The organism is Microbacterium esteraromaticum (assembly GCF_014084045.1).
Taxonomy (GTDB): Bacteria; Actinomycetota; Actinomycetes; order Actinomycetales; family Microbacteriaceae; genus Microbacterium; species Microbacterium esteraromaticum_D.
In genome coordinates, this window is record NZ_CP043732.1 from 1,649,716 (window position 1) to 1,661,776 (window position 12,061).

General features: G+C 70.6%; 13 protein-coding genes. 12 read left to right on the plus strand and 1 reads right to left on the minus strand.

Translation table 11 applies throughout. The features are described 5' to 3' along the window. Window position 1: 1 nt before the first annotated feature. The 10 genes from folE to FVO59_RS07860 all read left to right on the plus strand — a co-directional run bounded on the left by folE (window position 2) and on the right by FVO59_RS07860 (window position 8,724). A complete protein-coding gene (folE, locus tag FVO59_RS07815; protein WP_182256312.1) occupies window positions 2-592 on the plus strand; it encodes a GTP cyclohydrolase I in 591 nt (196 codons plus the stop codon). Then, window positions 589-1,383, plus strand: coding sequence for a dihydropteroate synthase (gene folP / locus FVO59_RS07820; RefSeq protein ID WP_182256314.1), 795 nt, complete (start codon window positions 589-591; stop codon window positions 1,381-1,383). The genes folE and folP overlap by 4 nt, the downstream gene beginning before the upstream one ends. Before the next feature lies 1 nt (window position 1,384). Continuing rightward, window positions 1,385-1,753, plus strand: a complete 369-nt coding sequence (folB, locus tag FVO59_RS07825) for a dihydroneopterin aldolase (protein WP_182256316.1) — start codon at window positions 1,385-1,387, stop codon at window positions 1,751-1,753. Beyond that, window positions 1,753-2,292 carry a 2-amino-4-hydroxy-6-hydroxymethyldihydropteridine diphosphokinase gene (gene folK, locus FVO59_RS07830; protein WP_182256613.1) on the plus strand — a complete coding sequence of 180 codons (540 nt, stop codon included), beginning with the start codon at window positions 1,753-1,755 and terminating at the stop codon, window positions 2,290-2,292. The genes folB and folK overlap by 1 nt, the downstream gene beginning before the upstream one ends. Beyond that, window positions 2,289-2,753, plus strand: coding sequence for a DUF3180 domain-containing protein (locus tag FVO59_RS07835; protein WP_182256319.1), 465 nt, complete (start codon window positions 2,289-2,291; stop codon window positions 2,751-2,753). The genes folK and FVO59_RS07835 overlap by 4 nt, the downstream gene beginning before the upstream one ends. A 220-nt stretch (window positions 2,754-2,973) precedes the next feature. After that, window positions 2,974-3,531, plus strand: a complete 558-nt coding sequence (locus FVO59_RS16450) for a PH domain-containing protein (RefSeq protein WP_430736344.1) — start codon at window positions 2,974-2,976, stop codon at window positions 3,529-3,531. Window positions 3,532-3,554: 23 nt separating this feature from the next. Continuing rightward, window positions 3,555-5,237 (plus strand): PH domain-containing protein, encoded by a 1,683-nt coding sequence (locus FVO59_RS07845; RefSeq protein WP_259363503.1) that lies wholly within the window; start codon window positions 3,555-3,557, stop codon window positions 5,235-5,237. After that, window positions 5,234-5,932: a DUF2520 domain-containing protein gene (locus FVO59_RS07850; protein ID WP_182256323.1), complete on the plus strand. Its 699-nt coding sequence runs from the start codon at window positions 5,234-5,236 to the stop codon at window positions 5,930-5,932. The genes FVO59_RS07845 and FVO59_RS07850 overlap by 4 nt, the downstream gene beginning before the upstream one ends. A gap of 67 nt (window positions 5,933-5,999) precedes the next feature. After that, window positions 6,000-7,523: a lysine--tRNA ligase gene (lysS, locus tag FVO59_RS07855; RefSeq protein WP_182256325.1), complete on the plus strand. Its 1,524-nt coding sequence runs from the start codon at window positions 6,000-6,002 to the stop codon at window positions 7,521-7,523. Between the two features lie 13 nt (window positions 7,524-7,536). Continuing rightward, on the plus strand, window positions 7,537-8,724 hold the full coding sequence (locus tag FVO59_RS07860) for a MarP family serine protease (RefSeq protein ID WP_182256327.1): 1,188 nt from the start codon (window positions 7,537-7,539) through the stop codon (window positions 8,722-8,724). Between the two features lie 11 nt (window positions 8,725-8,735). Here the strand turns inward: FVO59_RS07860 and FVO59_RS07865 are convergent, their stop codons facing one another. Continuing rightward, complete coding sequence (locus FVO59_RS07865; RefSeq protein ID WP_182256329.1) at window positions 8,736-9,848, minus strand: DUF4192 family protein; 1,113 nt, start codon at window positions 9,846-9,848, stop codon at window positions 8,736-8,738. A gap of 161 nt (window positions 9,849-10,009) precedes the next feature. Between FVO59_RS07865 and FVO59_RS07870 the strand changes: the two genes are divergently transcribed. Together FVO59_RS07870 and cls are read left to right on the plus strand one after the other, a co-directional pair. Beyond that, a complete protein-coding gene (locus FVO59_RS07870) occupies window positions 10,010-10,183 on the plus strand; it encodes a hypothetical protein (RefSeq protein WP_182256331.1) in 174 nt (57 codons plus the stop codon). Between the two features lie 53 nt (window positions 10,184-10,236). Continuing rightward, window positions 10,237-11,691, plus strand: coding sequence for a cardiolipin synthase (gene cls / locus FVO59_RS07875; RefSeq protein ID WP_430736345.1), 1,455 nt, complete (start codon window positions 10,237-10,239; stop codon window positions 11,689-11,691). Window positions 11,692-12,061 lie beyond the last annotated feature (370 nt).

Genomic DNA, 12,061 nt, shown 5'->3' on the forward strand with positions numbered 1-12,061 from the left:
CGTGAGCGTCGACAGGGCGCGCGTCGAGCGGCTCACCCGCGAGCTGCTCGAGGCGATCGGCGAGGACCCGGACCGGCCGGGGCTCACGCAGACGCCGGGCCGGATGGCCGAGCTCTACGCCGAGTTCTTCGCCGGCGTGGGCGAGGACCCGGCGATCCACCTCGCGCGCACGATCAGTGTCTCGCGCGGGCCCGCGCCCGACACCCTGCCCTCAGGGGCCGTGCTGCTGCGTGACATCCGCTTCCGCTCGGTGTGCGAGCACCACCTGCTGCCGTTCGCCGGCGTCGCGCACATCGCATACCTCCCCGGCGAGCAGGTGGTCGGGCTCGGCGCTCTGGTGAAGGTCGTCGAGACGCTCGCCACCCGCCCGCAGGTGCAGGAGAGGCTCGGTGAGCAGATCGCGGATGCCATCGCCGAGAACCTCGACACCAGGGGCGTGCTCGTCGTGCTCGACGCGTCGCACGGCTGCGTGACGATGCGCGGCGGCCGTCAGCCCCTAGCGACCACCGTGACCATCGCCGCGCGCGGCGAGTTCACCGAGCCGGCCGCCCGCGCCGAGCTGATCGCCCTGATCGGCGGCGGTCAGGCATGACCGGCATCTGGGGCATCCTGAACATCACCCCCGACTCCTTCAGCGACGGCGGCCGGTACGTCGAGCTCGACATCGCCGTCGCCCGAGCACGCGCGATGCGCGCGCAGGGCGCGAGCGTGATCGACGTGGGCGGCGAGTCCACCAGGCCCGGGGCCGAGCGCATCGGCAGCACCGAGGAGCAGCGCCGCGTGCTGCCGGTGCTCGAGGCTCTCGCGACCGAGGGCATCCCCGCCTCGATCGACACCCTCAACGCCGACACCGCCAGCGCCGCTGTGCGCGCGGGAGCGCGCGTCGTGAACGACGTCTCGGGCGGGCTGGCCGACGAGCGGATGCTCGCGACGGTGGCCGATCTGGATGCCGACATCGCCATCGGCCATTGGCGCGGGCCCTCTTCCGACATGTACGCCCGTGCGCAGTACACGCGGATCGCTCGCGAGGTGGCATCCGAGCTGCGCGAGCGCGTCACCGCGGCCGCCGCGGCCGGCATCGCGCCGTCGCGCGTCATCCTCGACCCGGGCATCGGCTTCGCCAAGTCGGGGGAGCAGAACTGGGACGTGCTGCGCGGGCTCGACGAGATCATCGGGCTCGGGCACCGCGTGCTCGTGGGTACCTCGCGCAAGCGCTTCCTCGCCGAGACTCTCGACGGCGAGGCGGACCAGCCGCGACGCGATCTCGCCACCGCGGTGACCAGCGCGCTCGCCGCACGCGCCGGAGCGTGGGCGGTGCGCGTGCACGACGTCGGTGCGACCCGCGACGCCCTCGCCGTCACCACCGCATGGGATGGAGCCTGACATGGACGAGCTGGACGAGATCACCCTCACCGGACTGACCGTGTTCGGCTATCACGGCGTCTTCGACTTCGAGCGCCGTCAGGGGCAGGAGTTCGCGATCGACCTGACCCTGCGGCTGTCGCTCTCCGCGGCCGCCGCGTCGGACGACGTGGTCGACACCGTGCACTACGGCGAGCTGGCCGATCGGGTCGCGGCGATCGTCGCCGGCGAGCCGGTGAACCTCATCGAGACCCTCGCGCAGCGCATCGCCGATGCAGCCCTCGACGACGAGCGCGTGCGGAGCGTGAAGGTCACCGTGCACAAGCCGCACGCGCCGATCGAGCAGACCTTCGCCGACGTCGCGGTGACGATCCGCAGGGAGCGCGCGTGATGGACCGCCGCCTCACCCACCTCTCGGACCTGCCAGACCCCGGGCCGGGGCGTGAGCCGCAGGTCGCGGTGATCGCGCTCGGATCGAACGAGGGCGATCGCGGCGAGATGCTGCGGGCGGCGGCCGATCGCCTGCGCCGCCTGCCGCTGGTCGACGACCTCGTGCTGTCGGAGCCCATCGAGACCGTGGCGGTGAAGCCCGACGGCCCCGACCCCGACGCGCCGCCGTATCTCAACGCCGTCGCGCTGATGACGACGCGCCTCGCGCCTCAGGTGCTGCTCGGCATGCTGCACGCCGTCGAAGAGGAGCAGGGTCGGGTGCGCATCGAGCGCTGGGGCGACCGCACCCTCGACCTGGATCTGATCGCGTACGGCGATTTCACCAGCGACGCCGAGCATCTGCAGGTGCCGCACCCTCGTGCCGCCCAGCGGCTGTTCGTGCTGGAGCCGTGGCTGAGCATCGACCCCGATGCCGTGCTTCCCGGTGCCGGACGTGTCGACGAGCTGGTGCGCAGGCTGCGCTCATCGGACGATCGATGAAGCGCACCTCCGGACCCCTCCTGCTCGTGCTGGCGCTGCTGGCGGCCGGTGCCGGCTTCGCCTTCGACCACCTGCTCACGGTCACGGGCCGCGCGACCTTCACGCCGTCCGGCTTCCTGCCGGTGCTGCTCGTGCTCCTCGCCGCGGCCGTGCTGCTGCTGGCGCTGCCGGTGCGCCGCAGCACTCGAGGCGGTCGGCGCATCGACCCCTTCCGAGCGCTGCGCGCAGCGACGCTCGCGCGCGCGTCGAGCCTGGTCGGGGCGATCATGGCCGGTTTCGGCGCGGGTCTGCTGCTCTTCCTCGTCACCCGTCCGGTGCCCGCGCCGGTAGGGTCGGTGGTGGCGATGACCGCCCTCATCATCGGCGCAGCACTGCTGGTCGGGGTGGCGCTCATCGCAGAACAGTTCTGCACACTGCCGAAGGATCCTGATGAGCGACAGCCAGACGAACCCGCCCCGTGAGCCGAACCCGTTCACCCCACCCACAGCTCAGCCCGCGCCGCCTGCCCCTCCCGCAGCCGCACCGGCTCCGCCCGCACCTCCCGCGGCCGCACCGCCGGCTCCGGCAGCCGCACCGGTAGGCGCAGTCGCCCCGGCGGCTCCGCCGGCACCCCCGGCCTCGGCTTCGGCTGCACCTCCGGCCGCTCCCGAAGCTCCGGCCGCTCCGGCCGATCCCGAAGCTCTGGCCGCTCCCGAAGCTCCGGCCGCACCGGCGGCGCTCGATGAGGGAACGTACACCGGCATCCGCGTCCCGCGCGGCGAAGGCGCCCTTTCGCTCGACGGCACGTGGCACCAGATCTCGCCCCGCTACGTGGCCTCGCAGTTCGTCCAGAACGCGATCATCATCGTGCTGGTGGCCGTCGCCGCGGTGGTCGCGGGAACGGTGCTCGAGCAGTCGTGGGTCTGGATCCCGGCCGGCGCGTTCATCGCGATCGACCTGGTCACCCTCGCCATCCTGCCGCGCCAGGCCAAGGCGCTCGGCTACATGCTGCGTGCCGACGACGTGGTGTTCCGCCGTGGCATCCTGTGGCAGCGCATGGTCGCGGTGCCGTACGGACGCATGCAGCTGGTCGACATCACTCAGGGTCCGCTCGATCGCACCTTCGGTCTGTCGCAGCTGAAGATGGTGACGGCCGCCGCGGCCACCGGCGTGCAGATCCCCGGCCTCACGCAGGGCGCCGCAGAGGCGCTGCGCGACACTCTCATCGAGGTCGCCGAGAACCGGCGGACCGGGCTGTGAGCACGCCGGAGAACCCTGCAGCCGTGAAGGCACCGGAGACGCTGCCGCACGGCGGCTCGTCGTCGCTCGCAGACGGCGAATGGCACCGGATGCATCCGCTCACGCCGCTCTTCAAGGGCGGCCTCGCCCTGCTGGTGGTGGCGGGCATCGTCATCACCAACATGCGCGACAAGGTCATCGGGTGGATGGTGGCGCTGTTCGCCCCCGAGGCCGGATACGGCGGACAGGGCGGCGATCCCGTCGACTGGGTGCTCGAGAACGACCTGGTGCTTCTGGCGCTCCTGGCGGTGCTCGGTCTCGTGGTGGTGCTGATCGCGATCTTCTGGTTCCTGTGGCGCTTCCACCAGTTCCGCATCACCGGCGCTCACGTCGAGGTGCGCAAGGGACTGCTGTTCCGCTCGCACCGACGCGCACCGCTCGACCGCGTGCAGGGCGTCAACCTCACCCGCCCGTTCCCCGCCCGCATCATCGGACTCGCCAAGCTCGAGGTCGTCGGCGCCGGCAACGACGCGAACGTGCCCCTCGAGTACCTCTCCACCGCCAAGGCCGAGGCGGTGCGCGCCGACATCCTGAGGCTGGCGGCCGGTGCTCGCAACGCCAGGCTCGTGGCATCGGGAGCCGCCCCCCGGACGACCCGCGAACAGCTCATCGGCTCGGTCAACGCGGGGGTCTCGGGGCTGATCGAAGGCGTCGACCTGGCCGACGTCGCCCCCGAGAGCGTCGTGAAGATCCCGGCCGGCCGGCTGATCGGCTCGCAGCTCATCGTCGCCGTGCTGTGGATCCTCTTCTTCGGAGCGATCTACCTCGTCTCGATCATCTCCATGTACCTCGGCATGACCGCCGACGGGGAAGACCACGCCGACATCGCGATCGGCATGGTCGCGCTCAGCCTCGGCATGGGCATCCCGCTGGTCATCGCCGTGGTCGGCATCACTTGGGCGCAGATCTCGAAGTCGCTGCGCTACTCGATCGCATCCACGCCGGACGGCGTGCGGATCACCTTCGGACTGCTCACCACGGTCACCGAGACCCTGCCGCCCGGCCGCATCTTCGCGGTCGAGGTCTCGCAGTCGCTGCTGTGGCGGCCGTTCGGCTGGTGGACGGTCAAGATCAACCGGATGACGGGAAAGAGCGCCACGCAGCAGCAGTCCGGCAACGCCCAGCAGTTCAACATCGTGCTGCCCGTCGGCCGACGAGCCGACGTGGAGCGGGTGCTCGGGCTCGTGCTGCCCGGGATCGCCGCACACGAGATCAGCGCCATGTGGGAGAGCGGGGTGACCGGTCCTGCCGCCGATGACCCCTACAAGACGATCCCGGCGCGAGCCTGGTGGCGCCGCCCGCTGTCGTGGAGAAGGCACGGCTACCGGCTCACCGCGCACTCGGTGCTCGTGCGCCGCGGATTCCTGTGGCGGCGGCTCGCCGTCTTCCCGCTCGCCCGCCTGCAGAGCGTGTCGATCTCGCAGGGGCCGATCGACCGGCTGCAGCGCGTCTCGCGGGGACAGATCCACTCCGTCACAGGTCCCGTGACCGGGAACCTGTCGGGACTCGAGCGCGACGATGCGATCGCGCTGCTCGACGGCGTCAGCCGGGCCGCCGCGCTCGCCGCGTCTGCCGACCGCACGCATCGCTGGGCCGAGTACACGCCCGAGCACGCAGCGGAGCACGCAGCCGGAGCGGAGCACGCAGCCGAAGCGGCGCAGCCGTGATCCGAGCCGGGCGCCTCGGCATCGGGGTGATCGGGGCCGGCCGTGTCGGCCCGGTCATCGGCGCCGCGCTGGCCGGCGCTGGCCATGCCGTCACCGGCATCACCTCCGGCTCCGACGACGAGCGCGCGGCGGCTGTGCTTCCGGGTGTACCCGTGCTCGATGCCCTAGAGGTGATCCGACGCAGCGAGCTCGTGATCATCGCCGTGCCGCACGATGAGCTTCCCGGGCTGGTCAGCGGCATCGCCGAGCTCGACGGCTGGCAGATCGGACAGCTCGTCCTGCACACCGATGCCGGGTACGGCACCGACGTGCTTCGTCCTGCCGCCGAGCGCGGGGCCATCCCGCTCGCCGTGCATCCCGCGATCTCGTTCACCGGCACCACGATCGACCTGCGTCAGCTGCAGGCGGCCTTCGCAGCCGTCACTGCACCGGCCGCGGTGCTGCCGATCGCGCAGGCGCTCGCAGTCGAGATGGGCTGTGAACCCGTGGTCATCGCGGAGCAGGATCGCGCGGTGTACGCCGAGGCCATCGCCACCGCGTCGGAGTTCTCGCGCGGCATCGTGCAGCAGGCGACCGGCCTGCTGCGCGGTGTCGGGGTCGAGAACCCGGGCGGATACCTGTCGGCTCTCGTCGGGTCGACCGTCGAGCAGGCTCTTCGTGAGGCGTCGGACCCCGCGGAGCCGCCTCTCTTCTGAGGCGGCCCGCGATGGCGGGTAACGAGGCGCCGGTAGACTTGCAGGGACTTTCCGAGGAGCCCCACCCATGACTGACGCGCCCGCGCCGACCCCCGCATCCGCCGAGCTCGAGGACGACGTCTTCGAGCAGAAGGCGGTTCGCCTCGCGAAGCGCGAGCGGCTGATCGAGAAGCGGACGGATGCCGGCGGCGGCGCCTTCCCCGTCTCTGTGCCCGTCACGCACAGCATCCCGGCGCTGCGCGCCGAGTACGGCGACCTCGAGCCGGACACCGCGACCGGCGTGGTCGCCGGTGTCGCCGGTCGTGTCGTGTTCAGCCGCAACACCGGCAAGCTCTGCTTCGCGACGCTGCAGGCCGGCGACGGCTCACGCATCCAGGCCATGGTCTCGTTGGCGAACGTCGGAGAGGAGTCGCTCGCCGACTGGAAGGCGCTCGTCGATCTCGGCGACCACGTCTTCGTGCAGGGAGAGGTCATCTCCAGCCGTCGCGGCGAGCTGTCGATCATGGCGGATGCCTGGCGGATCGCGTCGAAGGCCATCCTGCCGCTGCCGAACGCGTACTCCGAGCTCAGCGAGGAAGGTCGTGTGCGCAGCCGCTTCCTCGATCTCATCGTGCGCGACCAGGCGCGCACCACGGTGCGCGCCCGTGCGGCCGTGAACGCCAGCCTGCGGGCGACCTTCACCTCTCACGAGTTCCTCGAGGTCGAGACCCCGATGCTGCAGGTGCAGCACGGCGGCGCCTCGGCCCGTCCCTTCATCACCCACTCGAACGCCTTCGACACCGAGCTCTACCTGCGCATCGCGCCGGAGCTGTACCTGAAGCGCGCGGTCGTCGGCGGCATCGAGCGGGTCTTCGAGATCAACCGCAACTTCCGCAACGAGGGCGCCGACTCCACGCACAGCCCGGAGTTCGCGATGCTCGAGGCCTACCAGGCGTACAGCGACTACAACGGCATCGCCGACCTGACCCAGGAGCTCATCCAGAACGCGGCGGTCGCCGTCGCGGGCTCGACCACGGTCACCTGGGCCGACGGCACCGAGTACGACCTCGGCGGCGAATGGGACCGCATCTCGATGTACGGCTCGCTCTCGGCCGCGGCCGGACGCGAGTTCACCCCGCAGGACGACCTCGCCGAGCTCATCGCGTTCGCCGAGGCGAACGGGGTCGACATCCCGCCGCACCCGACGCACGGCAAGCTGATCGAAGAGCTCTGGGAGCACTTCGTCAAGGTCGACCTCGTGCGCCCGACCTTCGTGATGGACTTCCCGCTCGACACCTCGCCCCTGGTGCGCGAGCACCGCTCGATCGCAGGCGTGGTCGAGAAGTGGGACCTGTACGTGCGCGGCTTCGAGCTCGCCACCGGATACTCCGAGCTGGTCGACCCCGTCATCCAGCGTGAGCGCTTCGTCGAGCAGGCGAAGCTCGCCGCGCGAGGCGATGACGAGGCCATGCCGATCGACGAGGAGTTCCTGCGCGCGCTCGAGCACGGCATGCCGCCGAGCGGTGGCATGGGAATGGGCATCGACCGACTGCTGATGGCGATCACCGGCCTCGGCATCCGCGAGACCATCCTGTTCCCGCTCGTGAAGTGACCGGACGCCGGCCGTGACGCCGAACCTCGTCGACCTGCTGATCGCCGTGCTGCTGATCGCAGCGCTTGCGACGGGGCTGGGTGCGGGGCTGTTCGCGGTGCTCGGGTCGCTGTGCGGTCTCGTGCTCGGCGCGCTCGCCGCGCCGTGGGTGCTGCCGCTCGTCGCTCGCGCCGTGCCCGACAGCGGCTGGCGGGGGCTTCTGCTCGTGGTCACCGCGGTCGCGCTGCTGGCCGTCGGGGTGGCGATCGGCTCGGCGATCGGCCGACTGGTGCGCAAGGGCGCCGATCGGCTGAGATTGCGCCTGGTGGAGCGGATGCTCGGCGGCGTGACAGCCGTGATCGCCGCGGCGCTCGCGATCACCATGGTCGGGTCGGCCATCTCCTCGGCGGGCGTCCCCGGTCTGTCGGCGACCGTCGCCTCGTCGACCCTGCTGCGCACCGTCGAGAGGTACATCCCGCAGCCGGTCGCCGAGGCGGCTGCCCGCCTGAACTCGCTGGTGTTCGGCGAATCGGGACTGCCGAGCCTGGAGGGTCTGCTGCAGCCGGGACAGCTCGACGCCGCCCCGGAGCCGACGCCGATCGAGCTCGCGACACCCGAACTCGAGAGGGCGGCCGGCTCCGTGGTGAGGATCTCGGGCTCGGCCGACGGGTGCGGTGTCATCTCGTCCGGCACCGGCTTCGTCATCGCCGAGGACCGCATCATGACCAATGCGCACGTCGTCGCCGGCGTCGGCTCGCCGATCGTCGAGGTGCCGGGAGAGGCCGCCCGCGACGCGACCGTCGTGTACTTCGATCCGATCGACGACATCGCCGTGGTCTCTGCGGATGTGCGCGCCGAGCCGCTGGCTCTGTCGGAGGCGCTGTCGCCCGGTGCCGGCGCCGCGGTGATGGGCTATCCGTTCGGCGGCCCGTTCCGAGTCGAGCCCGCGGGCGTCATCTCGTCGTCGAGCGCTCCGGTGAACGACATCTATGGAGACACCGCCGCCATGCGCAGCGTGTACGCTCTGCGGGCGCAGGTGGAGCCCGGGAACTCGGGCGGACCGCTGCTCACCGACGCGGGGCAGGTCGCCGGCATGGTGTTCGCCAAGGACGCCGCCACGCAGAACGTCGGCTACGCGATGACCAACGACGAGCTGCTGCCTGTGATCGCGCAGGTCGCGGAGGCATCGGACGAGGTCTCGGTCGGCGCCTGCATCCGCTGACGTCCGACTGATCACGGTCGACGCAGCGCCCACTCCGGCAGCATCGCCGCCGCCAGGATGTTCGAGATCAGTGAGGCCATGCTGTGAGCGGGCTCGAGTCGAAGGGCCTCGTCGATGTACGCGCCGGCGTGGGATGAGCGCCCCATGGCCCACGACAGCCAGGCGGCCGCGGTGAGAGCGCCGACCTTGGCGTGGCGCGGAGCACGGGAAGCAGCGGAGCGCACCACCTGCAGGGCGCAGCCGAGCCGGTCGAAGTCGGGCCTCGGCCCGCGGCCCATGAAGACCTCGGCCACGGCATCCGGCACCGTCGTGCGGTCGCTCGTGAACGCAAGCTGGGCGTCGAATGCGCGGTAGCCGAAGTCGAGATCGGTCGCCCACTGCACGAGGATCGCATCGCGCAGCGGCGGGCGGCTCAGGCACCACAGCAGTGCGGCGCACGCGTAGGGGTCGTCGTCGGCGGGGGAGTCGAGCAGGTGCTCCACGAAGTGCGGCAGGTCGTCGAGCATCACCTCGGCTGTCATCAGAGTCGTGGGGTCTTCGGTGCCGCGCGCCCCACCGTGCAGGCTGTGATCGATCGCCTCGGCGAGATCTCGCAGCGCGCGCCCGACCCTCTCGCGTTCCACGAGGTCGCTCGCGGGCAGCTCAGCGCCGGCGAGCTGGTCGCCGCTGACGTCGCCGATGCCAGGCACCGCTGGTGCGGCGGGGATCTCGTCGAGCGGGTGGACGAGCGGCGAATCGTCGAGGTAGTCGGCCCATCCGTCGTCGGTGACGCACAGCGCCTCCACGATGCGCAGCCCCGTGTGCGAGCAGACGTCGACGATCGTCTCGGCGAGCGACAGATGGGGCAGCAGAACACCGTCGGGCACCTGTGCGACAGGCTCGTCGGTGTACACGACGAGCGCCACCGCATCGGTATCGGGCACCTGCAGCAGCGCCCGCAGCGCGACGTCGGCGAAGTCGTCGGGATCGACGTCGGCGGCTGGAAGGTCGATGCGCATCGCACCCTGGGTGCGCGAGCCGTGGAAGGGCAGCAGGACGATGCTGCGCCGTGGGGTGAAGCCGGCGAGAGCCGGCACGAGGCCGAGGAACTCGGCGGGGTCTGTGGCGTGGATGATCGTGGTCATGAAGGGAGTGTGCTCGCCGGTGCCGACCGTGCGATCCCGGATCGGCGGCGTTCGCCGGCAACTGTGCACAGCTGCCGCATCGGCGGCGATGTGCAGGAAGGATGCAGGCGCATCTGATTCGCGTCGGCCTCGCTCATAGACGCGGACGGTACGATGAGGGTGTGGAGAACTTCTGGGTCGCAGCGGCATGGGCACTTCTGCCGACCATCGCCGTGAGCGTGGTCTTCGTGATCGTGCTCCGCGGCATCCTTCGCTTCGATCGCACGGAGCGCAAGGTGCACGCCCAGATCGAGGCCGAAGAGCGAGCAGCTCGCGGCCTGCCGCCCCGCGTCTGAGGCACCGGCTACGCTGAACCGAGGCTATCGGCAGGGGAGGCGCTGTGCTCGACATCAACAGCTGGCCCTGGTGGGCCGTGCTCGGCTATGTCGTCATCGACCTGACCGTCCGAGCGTTCGCGATCATCGTCGTGCCGCGCAACCGCCGTCCCACCGCCGCGATGGCATGGCTGCTGGCGATCTTCTTCATCCCCGTGCTCGGCATCCTGCTCTTCCTGCTGATCGGCAACCCCAAGCTGCCGCGCCACCGTCGTCGCAAGCAGACCCAGGTCAACGAGTACATCGCCGAGATCGCGAGCAGCCTGCACCTCGGCAGCCTTCGTCCTGATCCGCCGGAGTGGTTCCCCCCGCTGGTCAGGATGAATCAGGCGATGGGCGCACTCCCGCTCTCGGGAGACAACGGCGCCCACCTCATCAGCGACTACCAGGCGTCCCTCGACGCGATGGCCGACGCGATCCGCGGGGCCGAGGAGTATGTGCACGTAGAGTTCTACATCCTGCAGGCCGATGAGTCGACCGACGGCTTCTTCCGCGCGATGGAGGAGACCGCCGCCCGCGGCATCCCCGTGCGCGTGCTGCTCGACTACTGGGCGAACCGGTGGAAGCCCAAGTACCGCGAGACGGTGAGACGGCTCGACGCGATGGGCGCCGACTGGCATCTCATGCTGCCCGTGCAGCCCCTGCGCGGCCGTATCCAGCGACCCGACCTGCGCAATCACCGCAAGCTGCTCGTCGTCGACGGCACGATCGGGTTCCTCGGCTCGCAGAACATCACCGACTCCTCGTACAACCTGCCCAAGAACATCAGGCAGGGCCTGCACTGGGTCGACCTCATGGTGCGGGTGGACGGCCCCGTCGTGGCAAGTCTCAACGGCGTGTTCCTCAGCGATTACTACGCCGAGACCGATTCGGTGCCGGATGGCACCGACATCACCCGGGTCGAGACGGGAGCGGGAGACCTGGATTGCCAGATCGTTCCCTCCGGTCCCGGATTCGAGGTGGAGAACAACCTCCGTCTCTTCCTGGGGCTGCTGTACGCCGCGCAGGAGCGGATCATGATCGTCAGCCCGTACTTCGTGCCGGACGAGGCCCTGCTCGCGGCCGTGACCTCGGCGGTGGACCGCGGCGTGCAGGTCGAGCTGTTCGTGTCAGAGCAGGGCGATCAGGCGATGGTCTACCACGCGCAGCGCAGCTACTACGAGGCGCTGCTGCGCGCAGGAATCCGCATCTGGATGTACCCCAAGCCCTACATCCTGCACACCAAGAGCCTCACCGTCGACGACCAGGTCGCGGTGATCGGGTCGAGCAACATGGACATGCGCTCGTTCGGTCTGAACATGGAGGTCTCGATGCTCGTCCGCGGCGAGGAGTTCGTCGACGAGATGCGCGTCGTCGAAGACGAGTACCGCGCGCTCAGCCGCGAGCTGACGCTGGACGAATGGATGCAGCAGCCACTGCGCTCCACGGTGCTCGACAACCTCGCCAGACTCACCTCTGCGCTGCAGTAGTCGGCGAGGGCGGTGGGACGGTCGCCGTCGCCGTGACACTATCGGGGTATGAACCTCTTCCGCGTCCTTCCCTCCGCCGCAGCGCTCGCCGCCGTCGCGCTGCTCGCCGCCGGGTGCGCGACGACTCCAGGATCGGACGCCCCGACGAGCTCGAGTGCGCCCACCGGGGTCTCCACCCCGCCGATCGCCGCGGGGGCGGACGAGGTCGAGGTGGCATGGATCGACGGCGGTCGCTCCCTCGCGATCCTGACGTGGGGATCATCGTCGTGCGCCCCATCGCTCGGCGATGTCACGGCATCGGGGCAGAGCATCCGGATCACCCTCGCCGCGAGCGGCGAGAAGGCCTGCACCGACGACCTCGCCCCCGCGC

Bases quoted from the DNA above. Each gene is read 5' to 3' on its own strand.
- folK (WP_182256613.1), top strand. From the start codon at position 1,753: ATGGACCGCCGCCTCACCCACCTCTCGGACCTGCCAGACCCCGGGCCG.
- FVO59_RS07865 (WP_182256329.1), bottom strand. From the start codon at position 9,848: ATGACCACGATCATCCACGCCACAGACCCCGCCGAGTTCCTCGGCCTC.
- FVO59_RS07835 (WP_182256319.1), top strand. From the start codon at position 2,289: ATGAAGCGCACCTCCGGACCCCTCCTGCTCGTGCTGGCGCTGCTGGCG.
- folP (WP_182256314.1), top strand. From the start codon at position 589: ATGACCGGCATCTGGGGCATCCTGAACATCACCCCCGACTCCTTCAGC.
- lysS (WP_182256325.1), top strand. From the start codon at position 6,000: ATGACTGACGCGCCCGCGCCGACCCCCGCATCCGCCGAGCTCGAGGAC.
- folB (WP_182256316.1), top strand. From the start codon at position 1,385: ATGGACGAGCTGGACGAGATCACCCTCACCGGACTGACCGTGTTCGGC.